Origin of the sequence: Klebsiella sp. K-Nf6, from assembly GCF_002806655.1 — a bacterium.
Taxonomy (GTDB): Bacteria; Pseudomonadota; Gammaproteobacteria; order Enterobacterales; family Enterobacteriaceae; genus Klebsiella; species Klebsiella variicola.
In genome coordinates this window covers 1-18176 of the sequence record NZ_PIBN01000002.1, presented here as the reverse complement: position 1 = coordinate 18176, position 18176 = coordinate 1, and the positions used below count along the sequence as shown (strand labels likewise).

Here is an 18176-nt window from a genome sequence, read left to right as displayed (position 1 = left end):
TTATGGTACTCTCTGCAAAAATCGTCCGCGCTGGTTGAGGATATGCCGCAAAAGTTAATTAAGGAAAACAGGTCGTTGCCGCTGGCAGAGCAGGCCGGGGAAGAGGCTCAGGCGCTGCTGCGTCAGCTGATGACGATCTATGATGTGAAAACGCTGGTCGCCGAACTGGTAAGCGTCGGCGAACAGCACTGGAGCGCGGCGATCCTCAAACGCGTGGCGGCGCTCCCCCGCGCGGCGGGGCGTTTGCGTCCGCAGGAGATCGCCCATCTGGCGACGCTGCTGCCGGCGCCGCCAGTTCATCACCCGCATTATGCGTTCCGCTTTGTCGATCTGTTTGCCGGTATCGGCGGGATCCGCAACGGTTTTGAAGCCATCGGCGGGCAGTGCGTCTTTACCAGCGAGTGGAACAAGCACGCGGTGCGTACCTACAAGGCCAACTGGTACTGTGATCCGCAACAGCATCGTTTTAATGAAGATATCCGCGATGTCACGCTCAGCCACCGCCCCGACGTCAGCGATGACGAAGCGGCGCAGCATATCCGCGAGACTATTCCTCAGCATGATGTCTTGCTGGCCGGCTTTCCCTGCCAGCCTTTTTCACTTGCCGGCGTCTCCAAAAAAAATGCCATGGGCCGCGCGCACGGCTTTGCCTGCGAAACCCAGGGGACACTGTTTTTTGATGTGGTGAGAATCATCGCCGCGCGTCAGCCGGCGATTTTTGTGCTGGAGAATGTCAAAAACCTCAAAAGCCACGATCAGGGGCGCACCTTCCGCATCATCATGCAGACGCTGGATGAGCTGGGGTATGAGGTGGCCGATGCCGGGCATACCGGGCCGGATGACCCTAAGGTCATCGACGGGCGCCATTTCTTACCACAGCACCGGGAGCGCATCGTGCTGGTGGGTTTCCGCCGCGACCTGCAGCTGCATCAAGGATTTACGCTGCGCGATATCGCTGCGCTCTATCCGGCGGTGCGGCCGACGTTTGGCGAGCTGCTGGAGCCGACGGTGGATGCCAAATTTATCCTTACGCCGGTGCTGTGGAAATATCTCTATCGTTATGCCCGCAAGCATCAGGCGCGGGGTAATGGCTTTGGTTATGGCCTGGTAGACCCCGGTAATCCCCACAGCGTGGCTCGAACGCTGTCTGCCCGCTACTATAAAGACGGTGCCGAAATTCTCGTCGATCGCGGCTGGGACCGGCCGTTGGGCGAGCAGTATTTTGACGATCCGCAGAACCAACAGCGGCGGCCTCGCCGGTTGACACCGCGCGAATGCGCACGGCTGATGGGCTTTGAATCGCCCCAGGGTTCGCGTTTCCGCATTCCGGTGTCGGATACCCAGGCCTATCGTCAGTTCGGCAACTCGGTGGTGGTTCCGGTCTTCGCCGCGGTGGCGAAGCTCCTGGCGCCGCGTATCGCCCAGGCGGTGGCGCGTCGCGAAGCGGATGATAACGATGGCGGATGTTCACGATAAAGCCACGCGCAGTAAAAATATGCGGGCTATCGCTACGCGCGATACGGCGATTGAAAAGCGGATAGCGGCGCTGCTGACCGGGGCGGGATTCACCTTTGTCGCCCAGGATCGCGCGCTGCCGGGACGCCCCGATTTCGCCTTGCCCGACTACCGTTGCGTTATCTTTACTCACGGCTGTTTCTGGCATCACCATGACTGTTATCTGTTTAAGGTACCGGCCACCCGGACGGCGTTCTGGCTGGATAAAATCGCCGGCAACGTGGCGCGTGACGCCCGCGACCGGCAACAGCTGGCTGAGCAGGGCTGGCGGGTGCTTATCATCTGGGAATGCGCTCTGCGCGGCCGGTTGAAACTAAATGATGAAGCGCTCACCGAGCGTCTGGAAGAGTGGATCTGCGGCGCCGGGCACGACGCGCAGATCGATACGCAGGGGATCCGCGAGCTGGCGTTTACTTCGACGCCTTACAAGGAGTAGCCTCGCTGCGAGCGGGGAAGAGATATTTTCCCAGCGTCACCAGCACTACGGCGAAAATAATCACCGCCAGCGCCAACCATTCAATGAGCGACAGGCTTTCACCGCCAAACCCGGTGCCGAGCAAGACGGCCACCACCGGGTTAACGTAGGCATAGCTGGTGGCTACCGCCGGGGTGACGTTACGGATCAAAAACATGTAGGCGTTGATGGCGATTAGCGAGCCAAAGATAGCCAGGTAGGCCAGGGCGGCGATCCCGGACCATGAGGGGACATGGGTTAACGTCTCACCGGTCAGCCATGACGCGACCAGCAGGACGATCCCGGCGGCGAGCATCTCGATAGCCCCCGCCATCATGCCGGTTGGCAGCTCAATCCGCGACCCGTAAACCGAACCGAACGCCCAGCTTAGCGAACCCACCAGGATCAGCAGTGCGCCCCACGGATTACCGTTTAAATTGCCACCGCTATTGAGCATCACGATACCCGCCAGGCCAATGGCAATGCCCAGCCATTCCAGTTTACGGGTGGCGATGCCGAAAAAGCGGCTGAAACACAGGGTGAACAGCGGCACGGTGGCGACCATCACCGCCGCGATCCCTGACGGAACGTGCTGATGTTCGGCGAGAGTGACGAAGCCGTTGCCGACGGCAAGCAGCAAAACCCCGATCAGCGCGGCGTTAAGCAACGGCCGGCGCGCTGGCAGCTTATGGCCGGTGGCCAGCAGCCAGCCCAGCAGTAGCACGCCGGCAGAGAGAAAGCGAATACCGGCCATCATCAGCGGCGGCCAGCTGGCGACGCCGACGGCGATGGCAAAATAGGTAGAGCCCCAAATGATATACAGCGCAAACAGCGCCCCGATAAGCGGTAACAGCTGACGGGTAGACATACTTCCTCACGACGGTGCAGAGATAGAAAGGGGACATATAGTAAACGTGAAAACTATCGTGCTGGCGAGCGCTTAATTTGCGCGAGTTTGTTAAATTTATATTGACTAATTGTACCTTGGGCACCGGCCGTTTTTTAACGCATACTCGAGGGAGACATTGATGAAAAGAGAAGGAAATTATTTTGGCAGGAAGTAGTCTTTTAACGTTACTCGATGATATCGCCACGCTACTGGATGATATTTCCGTGATGGGCAAGCTGGCGGCAAAAAAAACAGCCGGGGTATTGGGGGACGATCTGTCGCTCAATGCTCAGCAGGTGACCGGCGTGCGAGCGAATCGTGAACTGCCGGTCGTCTGGGGCGTGGCGAAAGGTTCGTTCGTTAATAAAGTGATCCTCGTGCCGCTGGCGCTATTGATCAGCGCTTTTATTCCCTGGGCGATTACGCCGCTGTTGATGCTGGGAGGCGCGTTCCTCTGTTTTGAAGGGGTGGAGAAGGTGCTTCACAGCCTGGAGGCGCGCAAGCACAAAGAGGATCCTGCGCAACGGCAGCAGCGTCTTCAGGCGCTGGCGGAACGTGACCCGCTGGCCTTTGAGCGTGACAAAGTGAAAGGGGCGATTCGCACCGATTTTATTTTGTCCGCGGAAATTGTCGCCATCACCCTCGGCATTGTGGCGGAAGCGCCGCTGCTCAATCAGATCCTGATCCTCTCCGGGATCGCGATTCTGGTCACTATCGGGGTCTATGGTCTGGTGGGCGTGATCGTTAAGCTGGACGACATGGGCTACTGGCTGGCGGAGAAACGCGCTGCGCTGGCGCAATGGCTGGGCAAAGGATTGTTAGTGGTAGCCCCCTGGCTGATGAAAGTGCTCTCCATCGTTGGGACGCTGGCGATGTTCCTTGTCGGCGGCGGAATTGTGGTTCACGGCATTGCGCCACTGCATCATGCCATTGAGCACTGGAGCGCGGGGCTGGGCGGGATATTGGCTTCCCTGCTGCCGGTCATTGCCAACCTGGTGCTGGGTTTTGTCATTGGCGCAGTGGTGCTGGCGGGCGTGAAAGTGGTGAGCAGCCTGCGCCGGTCGGTGAAGTAGTGTGGTTGCATACAGCGCGACGGCGCTGCGTCGTCTACGCTAAAAGCGCGCCCGGCATCGACAGAACCCGGGGCGCTGACATCGTCAGGTTTGCGCTACGTACTGCGAGAGAATGATGGATAAGCCACTTCGGTTGAAGATGAAAAAGCTCCGCCACCTGACTCGCCCGGCGCATGTGGTTAACGTTTGTTTTATCGTGGTGCTTTTTTTCTCCACGGTACTGATCTGGCGTGAAATCAACGTCCTGGAAGAGGCCTACGTGGCCAATCAGCGTAATAATCTGGCTAATGTCGCCCATGAAATGGATGGACTACTGCAGTTCAACATCGACCGGATGATGTTTTTTCGCCACGGCATGGAGTCTGCGCTTGAACAGCCGCTTGATATCGACGTATTGCGTAGTGCCAGCCAGCGCTATCTGAGCCAGCGTCACCAGGAGGCCTGGCGTGTGGCGCTGCCGAACCGTCGTACGCTGCCGGTGTTTGGCGTCTCGGGCAGCGTCGTCGGCAACAACCCTATGCTGCTGAAAGACGATCCGCTCGCGGCTGATGAACTGATGGCGACGCTGGAGTTGGGGTATCTGTTGAATCTGACGCAACATAACCGCGATTTCGCTGAGCGAATGCAGTATATCTCCCGCAGTGGTTTTTTCACCTCGACCCTGCCGCTGCGGGACGAGTCACAGGTGATGACCCACTATTCGCAAGCCATCGGCGCCCTCTGGTTTACCCGACAGAGCCAGCGGAATAATCCGGGGCGGGGCGTTATCTGGCAAACCTTTCCTGACGACGATCCACAGCTGGAAGAGCAGGTGGTCACCGCCTCGATACCGCTGGATTTCGCCGGCTACTGGCGCGGGGTGCTGGCGATGGACTTCTCGGTCAGTGAAATAAAAGCGTTTTTGGTCAGCGCCATGCAGGGGGGGCAGGAGGGGGAGTACCAGCTTTATGATAGCCATTTGAACCTGCTGGCCTCTTCCGCGCCGGGGAATGTTCTGACCCTATTGTCCCCCCGTGAACAAGAACTGCTCAGCCGTGCGTTTGTCCATGATAACCAGGGGGGACTGCGCTTGCTGACGCGCTATATCAGCTGGGCCAAACTGCGCAATTTTGACGGCGTGCTGCTGCGGATCCACACTCTGCGGGAAGGCGTGCGGGGCAATTTTGGTACCATCACCATCGCTCTGACCCTGATGTGGGTGCTCTTCACCTTGATGCTATTGCTCTCCTGGCTGGTGATCCGCCGCATGGTCCGCAATATGAGCGTCCTGCAAACCTCCCTCGAATGGCAGGCATGGCACGATGCCTTAACCCGTCTGCTCAATCGCGGGGCGCTGTTTGAACAGGCGATGGCGGTAGCCAGCGCCTGCCAGCGCAGTGGACGACCGCTGGCGGTGATCCAGCTCGATCTGGATCACTTCAAACGCATTAACGATCGCTATGGTCATCAGGCGGGCGACAGAGTGCTGTCGACGGTGGCCAGTACCCTTGCCAGCACCGTTCGTGAGGGCGATTTGCTGGGCCGCGTGGGTGGGGAGGAGTTTTGTGTCGTGATGCCGGATACCACGCTTCAGGAAGCGGCGGTGGTGGCAGAGCGGCTACGCCTGCGTATCCAGCGCCGGGAGGTCTTTTTGCATAACAATGTGACGCTGCGGGTCAGTGCCTCACTGGGGGTCAGTGCCAGTGAAGAGCAGGGGGAGTATCAGTTTGAAGCCTTGCAGTCGGTAGCCGATCGTCGTCTCTATCAGGCAAAGCAGAACGGCCGCAATCAGGTCTGCTTTGACAGCGAAGCGTGAGCAAAACGTTTCGCCAGAATCAGCTAAAATGAGATTTTTCTTAAAGTGTTCGACAGGGATCGCGCTATCGAATGAAACCGGTTTGCGGCGAAGCCTTCTCGCATCAGCTTTGTAGCCCTGTTCCTTGCAAAGCGCCAACATTCTCAATAATTTGCGCCATGAATATCTCTTGTCATGCAAAATAATTGAGGATAATGTTTTAACGCATCGGATTTCCCGGTGTAACGAATTTTCAAGTGCTTCTTGCATTAGCAAGTTTGATCCCGACTCCTGCGAGTCGGGATTTTTTTCGCCCACCGTTAGCGGTTGACTTCACTGGCGCTGAAATCGTGAATATCGAGCTCGAATGCCTCCGCCAGTTCGCGCCAGGTATGGGCTCCTCGACCATCAATACTGGCACGATGCGGGTCATCCAGTGTGCGATGGACCTCGCTTTCGCTAATCTCATTAATCGCTGCCAGCAGAGCATCAACATTGATATCAATGTCGTTCCCGGCCTGGCCTGTCAATCGATTCTTCATCATTACCCCCTCGCTGAGCGTCGCTCAAGCCTCTTTAAGTATAGTCAGTCTAAAAAAACACCAGTCATGGGCCGCAACGCTGCGAGTTGCGTGGTTTTGTTCTACACTGGCTGAAAAATAGAGGAGATTGAATATGCAGGTGAACGATCGTGTCACGGTGAAGACCGACGGTGGCCCACGTCGATCGGGGGTAGTGCTGGCAATTGAGTCGTTTAGTGAAGGGACGATGTATCTGGTTTCGCTGGAAGACTATCCTTTAGGGATCTGGTTTTTCAATGAAGTGGGGCACCCGGATGGGATCTTCGTCGAAAAAGAAACCTCATAAAACGGGACTGGCGGAACCACCGCCAGTTTGTTTCAGCGCAGGTTCACCTGAATACCTGAAGTGACGTTTTCGGTAAGCCGAACGATATGGTAAATCACCTGTTTATTGTGCGTCTGTATTTTCTTTTTAATATTGCCTTTATGTGACGATACCGTCTTCGCTTTGATGTTCATTTGCGTTGAAATTTGCGACGTGCCATGCCCGGCCATCCACATTTGCAGCATATTGGATTCAGTCTTACTCAGCGATAAAGTCGGTAAATTTAATTGCCCCAGACTGCTGTTTTTGTATTTAAGATAATTAACCAGAATAACATCAAGGTCTTTTGGCGTTATCGATTTAGAACTGATCAGCAGGTTTTTCCGTACCCGCAAATAGCGGTCAAAATGAATGTTTGCCAGCGACATAAAGATAACAAACAGCGTCGCCGGGTTTTGCGTAATGATCTGGCGAATAATGCCATTACTTTCATCATCATGCACGAAGCAGTCTTCATTAAGAAACACCACTGCCGGACAGCACGAGGCGCAATGTTTTTGCAGATCTACCGCGCTATGGACCTCAACGATTTCCTGTTTTTTAATTCCCCGACTGGTCAGATAACCCGTTAAGCCTAACCGGGTATAGCTGCACAAATCCATAATCATCGTTGACATGACCCATCCTCAATCAACACGTAACGATATTCACTTCACACTCACTTTGTGAAGCAGTCCTTGCGAGCGGTATATAGTAGGTTTAAGAAAGAACCCATTAGTTCCATTAAACTATTCCGCATCTATGCATATAATTTGCCAGGAAAACTCTTAAAGTAAAGTCGAGAACCGGTAGTGTGAGCGGATTAAAAACAAAAAGTGCCCACAGATGCTATGGTTAGGCCCCAAACAATATTTTATTTTCGGAATTTCCTTATTTCAAATGAAGGTCAGATTGCCGGCTTCTGTCTTGCCCGGTTTTTCCGCCGGGGGCGGGGGTGGAAGGCTTAACGCTTTAATGCCACAATACTTTTTTATCGGCTTGTGGGATGAATGATGAAACAGTTAGTTTTTGCTGGCATGGTGTTGGCGCTAGCCGGATGTGTGCAGGTTGATCATTACGATGACGTCGTTAAAGCGCCGGCGCCGGCTGGCCTTGAGGGCTACTGGCAATCGAAAGGGCCGCAGAGTGAAATGATGAGCCCTGACGCGATCGCCAGCCTGATCGTCACCAAAGAAGGGGATACCTTCGACTGCCGCCAGTGGCAGCGCGTGATCGCGCAGCCGGGTAAACTGATGAACCGCGATAACCAGATCTACAATGTTACGGCTTCCCTGGATATCTATCCGATCGAGCGTGAGGGTAATACCCTCTCCTACGACCGTATGACGTTGACCCGCGTTGAACGCCTCACCCCTGAGTGCGAAAAGGCGTGGGCCAAAGCGCGTACGACAGGGACCGTCAGCGCGCCGGCTTCCGCGCGCTGAGGTTCCGGCGGGCCCGTTCGGCCCGCCAGGTGCATCGCCTGCTGACTACAGCACGGCTTCCATCACCCACACGCTCACGCTACCCCCGTTGCAGGTAAAGATCGCGCTACCCTCAGCGTCGGTTTCGACAATCTCTTCCCGGTTGCCGAGAAAATCCCGCCAGCGTTTATTGCCATAGTTCTCGCCCAGCGTCAGGGTCTTTTCTCCCTCATCACCATTGGACATCACTACCACGCAGCCGGGATCCTCGTCGGTGCCGCTTCGGCTGAAGGCAATACAGTTGGGGTGATCGAACCACAGCGTTTGCACGCCGTGAGCAAAGCGCTGACGGGCGTCGATCAGTTCATGCAGTTGTTCGATAACGGGCATCTCAATGGCGTAAGTTTGTCCATCGCCGCCGGTATCTTCATAGGATGCGCCGAAAAGATCGGCATAAAAGACCGACGGCACGCCATTTTCACGCAGCAGGATCAGCGCATAGGCAAGGGGCTTGAACCAGGGTTCAACCGGCGCCTCAAGGGCCTGCAGCGGCTGCGTATCATGGTTTGTCACCAGCGTCACAGCGTGAAAAGGGTCGGCTTCCACCAGCGTGCCGCTGAAGATCTGGCTCATGTCATAGTCGCGTCCCTGGCGCGAGGCTTCATGAAATTTCATCTGCAGCGGGGCATCGAACAGCATCGTCTTGCCCTCGACCAGGTCGATATACTGCTGGAGCTTTTCCACCTCATGGGACCAGTACTCCGCGACAATAAACAGCGGCTGCGGCGCCACCTCCTGGACGTGCTCGATCCACACTTTGTAAAACCAGGCGGGGATATGCTTCACGGCGTCAAGACGAAAACCATCGCAGCCGGTCTGCTCCATGACCCAGCGCGCCCAGTATTTGATCTCCTCGGTAACGGCGTGATTACGAAAATCAATGTTGGCACCCATCAGGTAGTCGAAGTTGCCAAGCTCATCGTCGACCTGCTCGTTCCAGCCTTCGCCGGTGTAATCGTTGACGATTTTAAACACGCCATCTTCCGTCGGGTTCTCAATGTGGTCGATGCCGCTAAAGCATTTATAGTCCCAGACAAATTGCGAATACTGCCCGGCTCGCACCGGAAAGGTATAGCGAGTCCATGCCTCGCATTCAATGATCTCCTCGGCAATCTGGGTGCGATCCTGCTCATCGACGCGCTGCACCTGCAGGGTTTCTTTTTCATCGGCGCCCATTTTGTGGTTCACCACCACATCCAGCAGCACGGCGATATCATGCTCTTTTAGAGCCTTCATCGCCGCCAGCAGCTGCGCTTTATCGCCATATTTGGTGGCGACTGAGCCCTTTTGATCAAACTCACCAAGGTCGAAGAGATCGTAGGTGTCATAGCCGACGGAATAACCACCCGAGGCGCCTTTATAGGCGGGCGGCAACCAGACCATATTGATGCCGATTTCATTCAGACTGGGGGCCAGCGCTTCGACTTCACGCCACAATTCGCCGCCGGCGGGGTAGTACCAGTGAAAACATTGCAACAAAGTGGGGTTTTTCATCTTCCATGCTCCAGACGTCAACAGGCTGACCTTTGCAGTATGGGAGATATCCCGCAAAACGGGTGAGGAAAGCCCTGATTTTCGCTATACCCTAACAGGGATCATATATAATAAATTGGCATAAGATGTAGCGTAACGATGTTGGTGTCAGGCTGTTAAGCGCCTTACACTACAGGAAAATCCTAACCTTCGGGGTATCTATGAAATTAGCACTTCTGGGTCGTCAGGCGCTGATGGGCGCGATGGCCGTTGTTTTGATGGCTGGCGTTAGCGTGAAAACTTTTGCAGCGGAAAACCTGCTCAATCAGGTTAAAGAGCGCGGTACCCTGCGTGTGGGCCTCGAAGGCACCTATCCTCCTTTTAGCTTCCAGGGTGATGACGGCAAGCTGACCGGATTTGAAGTGGAGTTTGCCAACGAGCTGGCGAAACATCTTGGTGTGAAAGCCGATCTCAAACCGACCAAATGGGACGGTATGCTGGCTTCGCTGGACTCCAAACGCATCGACGTGGTGATTAACCAGGTCACTATCTCCGATGAGCGTAAGAAGAAATACGATTTCTCAACCCCGTACACCATCTCTGGCGTGCAGGCGCTGGTGAAGAAAGGTAACGAAGGCGCGATTAAAACCGCGGCGGATCTGAAAGGCAAGAAAGTCGGCGTCGGACTGGGCACTAACTATGAAGAGTGGCTGCGTCAGAACGTCCAAGGCGTTGATGTCCGCACCTATGATGATGACCCGACGAAATACCAGGATCTGCGCGTAGGCCGTATTGACGCCATTCTGGTTGATCGTCTGGCCGCGCTGGATCTGGTGAAGAAAACCAACAACACGCTGGCAGTAACCGGTGATGCGTTCTCCCGTCAGGAGGCTGGCGTGGCGCTGCGCAAAGGCAACGACGATCTGCTGAAAGCGGTAGACGCCGCGATTGCGGATATGCAGAAAGATGGCTCCCTGAAGGCGTTGTCAGAGAAATGGTTTGGCGCTGACGTGACGAAATAACGGTCAGTGGTGAAAAAAGGCGCTCCTGGAAGCGCCTTTTTTTATTTAGCGCGTAACTGTGTGCATAATGAAGCATAACTGAGTCAGGAGGGGCCATGTCACTGCAAAATTTAACCCGCTTTCCGCGTCTGGAATTAATTGGCGCACCGACGCCGCTGGAGTATCTGCCGCGTTTGTCCGATCACCTTGGGCGCGAGATTTTTATCAAACGCGATGATACAACGCCGCTGGCGATGGGGGGCAACAAACTGCGCAAGCTGGAGTTTCTCGCCGCCGATGCGCTGCGCGAAGGGGCGGATACCTTAATCACCGCCGGCGCGATCCAGTCCAACCATGTGCGTCAGACGGCGGCGGTCGCCGCGAAACTGGGGCTGCACTGCGTGGCGCTACTGGAAAACCCCATCGGCACTCGGGCGGAGAACTATCTGAGCAATGGCAACCGCCTGCTGCTGGATCTGTTTAACACCCAGGTTGAGATGTGCGATGCCCTTTCCAATCCTGCCGCTCAGCTCGACGAGCTGGCGACCCGCATCGAGGCGCAGGGATATCGCCCCTACGTCATCCCGGTCGGCGGATCCAATGCGCTCGGGGCGTTAGGCTATGTGGAAAGCGCGCTGGAAATTGCCCAGCAGTGCGAAGGCGCGGTGGAGATCTCATCGGTGGTGGTGGCTTCCGGCAGCGCCGGTACGCATGCCGGGCTGGCTGTGGGGCTCGAACAGTTGATGCCGCAGGCGGAACTGATTGGGGTGACGGTATCGCGCTCTGTAGCTGACCAGCTGCCAAAAGTGGTGGCGCTGCAGCAGGCCGTGGCCAACAGCCTCGAGCTGCAGGCGAAAGCCGACATCACCCTGTGGGATGATTACTTTGCCCCAGGCTACGGTACGCCGAACGAGGAAGGCATGGCCGCCGTGAAGCTACTGGCGGAGCTGGAAGGTATTTTGCTCGATCCGGTCTATACCGGCAAAGCGATGGCCGGGCTTATCGACGGCATTACGCAGAAGCGTTTTAAGGATGAAGGACCGATTTTGTTCGTCCATACCGGCGGGGCGCCGGCGCTGTTTGCCTATCATCCTCACCTCTAATACAGAAACGACAGCATGCAAGAAAGTATCCAACTGGTCATCGATTCCGCTCCTTTTCTGCTCAAAGGGGCCGTCTTTACGCTGCAGCTGAGCATTGGCGGGATGTTTTTCGGCCTGGTGCTGGGCTTTATCCTGGCGCTGATGCGCATGTCGCCCCTCTGGCCGGTAAAATGGCTGGCGCGCATGTATATCTCCATTTTTCGCGGCACGCCGCTTATCGCCCAGCTGTTTATGATCTACTACGGCTTGCCGCAGTTTGGCATCGAGCTTGACCCGATTCCGGCGGCGATGATCGGCCTGTCGCTCAATACGGCGGCCTACGCGGCGGAAACCCTGCGCGCGGCCATCGCCTCGATCGACAAAGGGCAATGGGAAGCGGCGGCCAGTATCGGCATGACGCCGTGGCAGACAATGCGCCGGGCCATCTTACCCCAGGCGGCACGGGTCGCTTTGCCGCCGCTGTCCAACAGTTTTATCAGCCTGGTAAAAGATACCTCGCTGGCAGCGACGATCCAGGTGCCAGAGCTGTTCCGTCAGGCGCAGCTTATCACCTCCCGAACCCTGGAGGTCTTCACCATGTATCTGGCGGCCTCTCTGATCTACTGGGTGATGGCGACCGTCCTCTCCTCGCTGCAGAACTATTTTGAAAACCAGCTGAACCGCCAGGAGCGTGATCCGAAATGAGTGCGATAGAAGTGAAAAGCCTGGTGAAGAAATTCCATGGCCAGACGGTGCTCCACGGTATCGACCTGGAGGTACAGAAAGGGGAAGTGGTGGCGATCATCGGCCCCAGCGGCTCGGGTAAAACCACTCTGTTGCGCAGCATCAACCTGCTGGAGCAACCGGAGAGCGGCACCATCCGCGTTGGCGATGTGACCATCGACGCCGGTCGCAGCCTGGGGTCGCAGAAAGGACTCATCCGCCGACTACGCCAGCATGTTGGCTTTGTCTTCCAGAACTTTAATCTGTTTCCCCACCGTACGGTGATGGAGAATATTATTGAGGGGCCGGTCATCGTAAAAGGTGAAGATAAGCAGGAGTCGATTGTGCGGGCGCGCGATCTGCTGGCGAAAGTGGGTCTCAGCGGTAAAGAGAATAGCTATCCGCGTCGCCTCTCCGGCGGTCAACAGCAGCGGGTGGCTATTGCTCGCGCGCTGGCCATGCGTCCGGACGTGATCCTGTTTGATGAACCGACCTCAGCCCTCGATCCTGAGCTGGTGGGGGAGGTGCTCAACACTATCCGGCAACTGGCGCAGGAGAAACGCACCATGGTTATTGTGACCCATGAAATGAGTTTCGCCCGCGACGTTGCCGATCGGGCCATCTTTATGGATCAAGGGCGCATTGTCGAGCAGGGAGAGGCAAAAGCGTTGTTCGCCTCCCCGCAGCAGCCGCGTACTCGCCAGTTCCTCGAAAAATTTCTGATGCAGTAAACCATGTGCTGGCGCGGCGGCTTTCCCGGGGGAGGGCCGCCGCGTACAGCCTGTCTTCCCTGCGGCGCGCCACGCTCGTCGTCACCTCTTTGTGCGATTTCTCCCGGTGGCCGTATACACCGCTTCCCATCCCCCCTTTGTAGGGTGTAGAAAATGACAAGAGAGTGGGCACGAGGTTCTGCGCTGAGAACGGGAAAAAGGCAAGCCTTCAGACTAATAAATGCGACGGCGACAATATTTTATACATATAAATAAGATTTATGTGTTAGTTTTCTGTATTTATAATAATGATTATCAATCAGGAGTTATTTGCACAGCTATGAGGGACAATGATTTTTTCAGCTGGCGGCGGGATATGCTGCATCAATTTCAGTCCGTGGCTGCTGGTGAGGAGGTTTATAATCTCCTGCAACGAGAAACCGAAGCGCTGGAATATGATTACTACACGCTTTGTGTACGCCATCCGGTGCCTTTCACTCGCCCCCGCGTCACCTTCCAGTCGACCTATCCCCGCGCATGGATGTCGCACTACCAGGCCGAGAACTATTTCGCGATAGATCCGGTATTACGCCCGGAGAATTTTATGCGTGGTCATCTGCCATGGGAGGATGGGCTGTTTCGCGATGCGGCGGCATTATGGGACGGCGCCCGCGATCATGGTCTGAAAAAAGGGGTGACCCAGTGTCTGACCTTGCCCAACCATGCGCAGGGTTTTCTCTCCGTCTCCGCGAATAACCGTTTGCCGGACGCTTATCCTGAAGATGAACTGGAGATGCGCCTGCGCATGCTGACAGAGCTAAGCTTGTTGACGCTCCTGCGTCTGGAAGATGAGATGGTGATGCCGCCGGAGATGAAGTTCAGCCGCCGTGAACTGGAAATTCTGAAATGGACCGCGGAAGGGAAGACCTCGGCGGAGGTGGCGATGATTCTTTCTATTTCGGAAAATACGGTGAATTTCCACCAGAAGAATATGCAACGGAAATTTAATGCGCCGAACAAAACGCAGATAGCCTGTTACGCGGTGGCGACAGGGTTAATCTGAGAGCGCCTGTCGTTCTGCGTGCCAGACGTGACACCGGCTGTCAGGGATACTTTCAGCCGGCACAGGATTATTGACGGTAAGCTTGTTTAATTTGCTTAACGGTGCTGGAGAATACGGCGGCCTGAGCCTCATCTTCCATCTGCGCGATCTGCTTTTCCATTTTAATAATCACGCGACCCGCATCCGCCTGGCCCATCGCCTGCAGCATCAGCGTTATCAGCGCTTTCATGCAGGAGACTTCCTGCGCCAGTTCTTGATTATTTTCTGCAGTGGAAAAATCTGGTGTGCTCATCGATATCCTCGTTTACTCGCTGCGCTAATGCGCCTTACCCAATGTGAAGGCCGCGCAGTATACCACAAGCGGCGGAAAAAAAAGGAGTGCTTAATTTCTGTTCTCTCATCTGAGCTGTGAATGATTCCGTGCTTCGGATAATACGTAATAGCCGCCAGACTGCCATTAATTTATTCCATTTATTTAGCACGTTAATATTTGTTACATATTTTGCCTCCTATTTATGCGCTACGTAATCTGTTGTGTTTTTTGTGCTTTCTGTATGAGGATTGTTAAAAAATAAGACCATGGCAACTGACTGTTCTCAATGACTTTCCACTGTGTGTGCACAGACATTGCCATAAATGAGAGTCAAATCGAGGCGAGGGCATTTTTTTGCCTTTTAAATTAGCAATAAAACCCGGTAATATGTGGGAGATAAAGTATCAGTAGCGTTATCCCTCATTCTGGAGATTATTCCTTTGATCAACGTTCTTCTTGTTGATGACCACGAACTGGTGCGCGCAGGGATACGACGCATTCTGGAAGATATAAAAGGGATTAAAGTCGCTGGCGAAGCCTGTTGCGGCGAGGACGCCGTGAAGTGGTGCCGGGCTAATTCCGCAGATGTCGTCCTGATGGACATGAACATGCCCGGGATCGGTGGTCTTGAAGCCACGCGCAAAATCGCGCGCTCCGTGGCGGGCACGAAAGTGATCATGCTCACCGTGCATACCGAGAATCCTCTACCTGCCAAGGTCATGCAGGCGGGGGCGGCGGGCTATCTCAGTAAGGGGGCAGCGCCGCAGGAAGTGGTGAATGCGATCCGTTGCGTGGCGTCCGGACAACGTTACATTGCTTCCGATATTGCTCAGCAAATGGCGCTAAGTCAGATTGAACCGGAAAAAACGGAATCGCCGTTTGCCAGTTTGTCTGAACGCGAATTGCAGATTATGCTGATGATCACCAAAGGTCAGAAGGTGAATGAGATCTCAGAGCAGCTCAATCTGAGTCCCAAAACGGTTAACAGCTATCGCTACCGAATGTTCAGCAAATTAAACATTCATGGCGATGTGGAGCTGACCCACCTGGCAATTCGCCATGGCCTGTGTAATGCGGAGTCGTTAGCAAGCCAGTGAGTGATGTTTTTGACGCAAAAGCTTTCCTGAAAACGGTGACCAGCCAGCCCGGTGTGTATCGGATGTATGATGCTGGCGGGACCGTCATCTATGTTGGCAAAGCTAAAGATCTGAAAAAGCGGCTCAGCAGCTATTTCCGCAGCAATCTCGCGTCGCGTAAAACCGAAGCGCTGGTGGCGCTGATTGCGCAGATTGACGTGACCGTCACCCACACCGAGACGGAAGCGCTGCTGCTGGAGCACAACTATATCAAGCTGTACCAGCCACGTTACAACGTGCTGTTGCGCGATGATAAGTCTTATCCTTTTATTTTCCTCAGCGGTGATACTCATCCACGTCTGGCGATGCATCGCGGCGCCAAACATGCGAAAGGCGAGTACTTTGGTCCTTTCCCCAACGGCTATGCCGTGCGGGAGACCCTGGCGCTGCTGCAGAAAATTTTCCCTGTTCGCCAGTGTGAAAATAGCGTCTATCGCAACCGCTCGCGTCCCTGCCTGCAGTATCAGATTGGCCGCTGTCTGGGGCCGTGCGTGGCGGGGCTGGTCAGCGAAGAAGAGTATGCTCAGCAGGTTGAATATGTACGGCTGTTCCTTGCCGGCAAGGACGATCAGGTCCTGACCCAGCTCATCGCCAGAATGGAGAAAGCGAGCCAAAGTCTGGAGTTTGAAGAGGCCGCGCGCATTCGCGACCAGATTCAGGCCGTGCGCCGGGTGACGGAGAAACAGTTTGTTTCTAACACCGGCGACGATCTCGACGTTATCGGCGTCGCCTTTGAGTCCGGAATGGCCTGCGTCCATGTGCTGTTTATCCGCCAGGGCAAAGTGCTGGGCAGCCGGAGCTACTTCCCGAAAGTCCCGGGCGGCACTGAGCTGGGAGAGGTCGTGGAGACGTTTGTCGGTCAGTTCTACCTGCAGGGTAGCCAGATGCGCACCCTGCCGGGCGAGATTTTGCTCGACTTCAACCTCGGCGATAAGACGCTGCTGGCCGATTCGCTGTCGGAGCTGGCGGGGCGCCGAATCAATGTGCAGACTAAACCGCGCGGCGACCGGGCGCGTTACCTTAAGCTGGCGCGCACCAATGCCGCGACGGCGTTAACCACCAAGTTGTCTCAGCAGTCGACCATTCATCAGCGTCTGCAGGCGCTGGCCACCGTGCTGGAGCTGCCGGCCGTGAAGCGGATGGAGTGCTTTGATATCAGCCATACTATGGGCGAGCAGACCGTGGCGTCCTGCGTGGTATTTGACAGCAATGGCCCACTGCGTGCGGAGTACCGCCGCTATAATATCACCGGCATCATCCCAGGGGATGACTATGCGGCGATGAATCAGGTCCTGCGTCGACGCTATGGTAAAGTGATTGATGACAACAAAATTCCGGATGTGATCCTGATCGACGGCGGAAAAGGGCAGCTGGCACAGGCGAAAGCGGTGTTTGCCGAACTGGACGTTCCCTGGGATAAACATCATCCGCTGCTGCTGGGCGTGGCGAAAGGCAGCGATCGTAAAGCCGGCCTGGAAACGTTATTCTTTGAACCGGAAGGTGAGGGGTTTAGCCTGCCGCCGGATTCGCCCGCCCTGCACGTAATCCAGCACATCCGCGATGAATCGCACGATCATGCGATTTCCGGACATCGTAAAAAACGGGCGAAAGTGAAGAGCACCAGCTCGCTTGAGACTATCGAGGGAGTGGGGCCGAAGCGTCGCCAGATGCTGCTGAAGTATATGGGTGGGCTGCAGGGGCTGCAGCAGGCCAGCGTCGAGGAAATTGCCAAAGTACCGGGCATCTCTCACGGTCTGGCAGAAAAGATCTTCTACTCGTTGAAACATTAGGGGCTCTGTAGCAACATAGGGCTAATTTTTACTTACAACAGATAGTTACCCGTCACTATGCAATTTAATATCCCTACGTTGCTTACTCTGTTTCGCGTCATCCTGATCCCGTTCTTTGTGCTGGCGTTTTATCTCCCCTTTAGCTGGGCGCCGTTTGCCTGCGCGCTGATTTTCTTTGTCGCCGCCGTGACCGACTGGTTTGATGGTTTTCTGGCCCGTCGCTGGAATCAGAGCACCCGGTTTGGCGCCTTCCTGGATCCGGTGGCGGATAAAGTTATGGTGGCTATCGCCATGGTGCTGGTTGCCGAGCACTATCACACCTGGTGGGTCACGCTGCCGGCGGCGACCATGATTGCCCGTGAAATTATTATTTCGGCACTGCGCGAATGGATGGCTGAGCTGGGGAAACGCAGCAGCGTGGCGGTCTCGTGGATTGGCAAAGTCAAAACGACCGCACAGATGGCCGCCCTGGTATGGATGTTGTGGCGTCCTTATCCGTGGGTAGAGTGGGCCGGGATCGCGCTTTTCCTCGTGGCGGCGGTGCTGACGCTGTGGTCGATGCTGCAGTATCTGAACGCAGCGCGCGGCGATTTGCTTGATCAGTGATCGTTTCGCCGTTATTTTCAGCAAACGATGCAAAGTTGCGAAAAATACCGTTGACTCACCGCGAGAGATAAGTAGAATGCAACGCATCGAACGGCAGCACAGTCTTCCAGACGATAACAAAATCAAGTAATTAGCAAATAACTTGATAATGCGGGAATAGCTCAGTTGGTAGAGCACGACCTTGCCAAGGTCGGGGTCGCGAGTT

The 18176-nt window shown here is 55.4% G+C and carries 19 protein-coding genes; 14 read left to right on the top strand and 5 right to left on the bottom strand.

Annotation, left to right across the window (positions count from 1 at the left end; all coding sequences use genetic code 11):
• The first annotated feature begins 75 nt into the window (after positions 1-75).
• A complete protein-coding gene (locus CWM61_RS04340; protein ID WP_165784175.1) occupies positions 76-1476 on the top strand; it encodes a DNA cytosine methyltransferase in 1401 nt (466 codons plus the stop codon).
• On the top strand, positions 1457-1951 hold the full coding sequence (locus tag CWM61_RS04335; protein WP_044649871.1) for a very short patch repair endonuclease: 495 nt from the start codon (positions 1457-1459) through the stop codon (positions 1949-1951). Before CWM61_RS04340 ends, CWM61_RS04335 begins: the two co-directional genes overlap by 20 nt.
• Here CWM61_RS04335 and yedA read toward each other — a convergent pair.
• Entirely contained in the window at positions 1926-2837 is a 912-nt protein-coding gene (gene yedA, locus CWM61_RS04330; protein WP_061154034.1) for a drug/metabolite exporter YedA, read from the bottom strand. The genes CWM61_RS04335 and yedA overlap by 26 nt on opposite strands.
• Before the next feature lie 182 nt (positions 2838-3019).
• On the opposite strand from yedA, the gene CWM61_RS04325 reads away from it, so the two are divergent.
• Together CWM61_RS04325 and dgcQ are read left to right on the top strand one after the other, a co-directional pair.
• The gene (locus tag CWM61_RS04325) at positions 3020-3931 is read left to right on the top strand and encodes a DUF808 domain-containing protein (protein ID WP_074385427.1); all 912 of its coding nucleotides are present in this window, start codon (positions 3020-3022) and stop codon (positions 3929-3931) included.
• Between the two features lie 115 nt (positions 3932-4046).
• Positions 4047-5726 (top strand): cellulose biosynthesis regulator diguanylate cyclase DgcQ, encoded by a 1680-nt coding sequence (gene dgcQ, locus CWM61_RS04320; protein ID WP_074386162.1) that lies wholly within the window; start codon positions 4047-4049, stop codon positions 5724-5726.
• Between the two features lie 299 nt (positions 5727-6025).
• Here dgcQ and CWM61_RS04315 read toward each other — a convergent pair whose 3' ends face one another.
• The gene (locus CWM61_RS04315; RefSeq protein ID WP_165785252.1) at positions 6026-6247 is read right to left on the bottom strand and encodes a YodD family protein; all 222 of its coding nucleotides are present in this window, start codon (positions 6245-6247) and stop codon (positions 6026-6028) included.
• Between the two features lie 133 nt (positions 6248-6380).
• Between CWM61_RS04315 and dsrB the strand changes: the two genes are divergently transcribed.
• On the top strand, positions 6381-6572 hold the full coding sequence (gene dsrB / locus CWM61_RS04310) for a protein DsrB (RefSeq protein WP_061154037.1): 192 nt from the start codon (positions 6381-6383) through the stop codon (positions 6570-6572).
• 32 nt (positions 6573-6604) lie between these two features.
• Here dsrB and rcsA read toward each other — a convergent pair whose 3' ends face one another.
• On the bottom strand, positions 6605-7228 hold the full coding sequence (gene rcsA, locus CWM61_RS04305; protein WP_074385429.1) for a transcriptional regulator RcsA: 624 nt from the start codon (positions 7226-7228) through the stop codon (positions 6605-6607).
• Positions 7229-7600: 372 nt separating this feature from the next.
• On the opposite strand from rcsA, the gene yedD reads away from it, so the two are divergent.
• A complete protein-coding gene (gene yedD / locus CWM61_RS04300; protein WP_165784168.1) occupies positions 7601-8035 on the top strand; it encodes a lipoprotein YedD in 435 nt (144 codons plus the stop codon).
• Between the two features lie 45 nt (positions 8036-8080).
• Here the strand turns inward: yedD and amyA are convergent, their stop codons facing one another.
• Entirely contained in the window at positions 8081-9568 is a 1488-nt protein-coding gene (gene amyA, locus CWM61_RS04295) for an alpha-amylase (RefSeq protein WP_074385431.1), read from the bottom strand.
• 200 nt (positions 9569-9768) lie between these two features.
• Here amyA and tcyJ point away from each other — a divergent pair, with 200 nt between their 5' ends.
• The 5 genes from tcyJ (at position 9769) to sdiA (ending at position 14126) form a co-directional block, all read left to right on the top strand.
• On the top strand, positions 9769-10569 hold the full coding sequence (tcyJ, locus tag CWM61_RS04290) for a cystine ABC transporter substrate-binding protein (protein ID WP_061154041.1): 801 nt from the start codon (positions 9769-9771) through the stop codon (positions 10567-10569).
• A gap of 95 nt (positions 10570-10664) precedes the next feature.
• Complete coding sequence (gene dcyD, locus CWM61_RS04285) at positions 10665-11651, top strand: D-cysteine desulfhydrase (RefSeq protein ID WP_061154042.1); 987 nt, start codon at positions 10665-10667, stop codon at positions 11649-11651.
• Positions 11652-11666: 15 nt separating this feature from the next.
• A complete protein-coding gene (tcyL, locus tag CWM61_RS04280) occupies positions 11667-12335 on the top strand; it encodes a cystine ABC transporter permease (RefSeq protein ID WP_008804215.1) in 669 nt (222 codons plus the stop codon).
• Positions 12332-13084: an L-cystine ABC transporter ATP-binding protein TcyN gene (tcyN, locus tag CWM61_RS04275; protein ID WP_074385433.1), complete on the top strand. Its 753-nt coding sequence runs from the start codon at positions 12332-12334 to the stop codon at positions 13082-13084. Before tcyL ends, tcyN begins: the two co-directional genes overlap by 4 nt.
• A 319-nt stretch (positions 13085-13403) precedes the next feature.
• Complete coding sequence (gene sdiA, locus CWM61_RS04270; protein WP_074385434.1) at positions 13404-14126, top strand: transcriptional regulator SdiA; 723 nt, start codon at positions 13404-13406, stop codon at positions 14124-14126.
• A gap of 67 nt (positions 14127-14193) precedes the next feature.
• Here sdiA and CWM61_RS04265 read toward each other — a convergent pair whose 3' ends face one another.
• On the bottom strand, positions 14194-14418 hold the full coding sequence (locus CWM61_RS04265; RefSeq protein ID WP_061154045.1) for a DUF2594 family protein: 225 nt from the start codon (positions 14416-14418) through the stop codon (positions 14194-14196).
• A gap of 461 nt (positions 14419-14879) precedes the next feature.
• On the opposite strand from CWM61_RS04265, the gene uvrY reads away from it, so the two are divergent.
• From uvrY to pgsA, 3 genes are read left to right on the top strand one after another with little or no spacing between them, the layout of a single operon-like run.
• Positions 14880-15536 carry a UvrY/SirA/GacA family response regulator transcription factor gene (gene uvrY / locus CWM61_RS04260; RefSeq protein WP_002911539.1) on the top strand — a complete coding sequence of 219 codons (657 nt, stop codon included), beginning with the start codon at positions 14880-14882 and terminating at the stop codon, positions 15534-15536.
• Positions 15533-17365 carry an excinuclease ABC subunit UvrC gene (uvrC, locus tag CWM61_RS04255; RefSeq protein WP_100630755.1) on the top strand — a complete coding sequence of 611 codons (1833 nt, stop codon included), beginning with the start codon at positions 15533-15535 and terminating at the stop codon, positions 17363-17365. Before uvrY ends, uvrC begins: the two co-directional genes overlap by 4 nt.
• 57 nt (positions 17366-17422) lie before the next feature.
• Entirely contained in the window at positions 17423-17971 is a 549-nt protein-coding gene (gene pgsA, locus CWM61_RS04250; protein WP_008804219.1) for a CDP-diacylglycerol--glycerol-3-phosphate 3-phosphatidyltransferase, read from the top strand.
• The last annotated feature ends 205 nt before the right edge of the window (positions 17972-18176 follow it).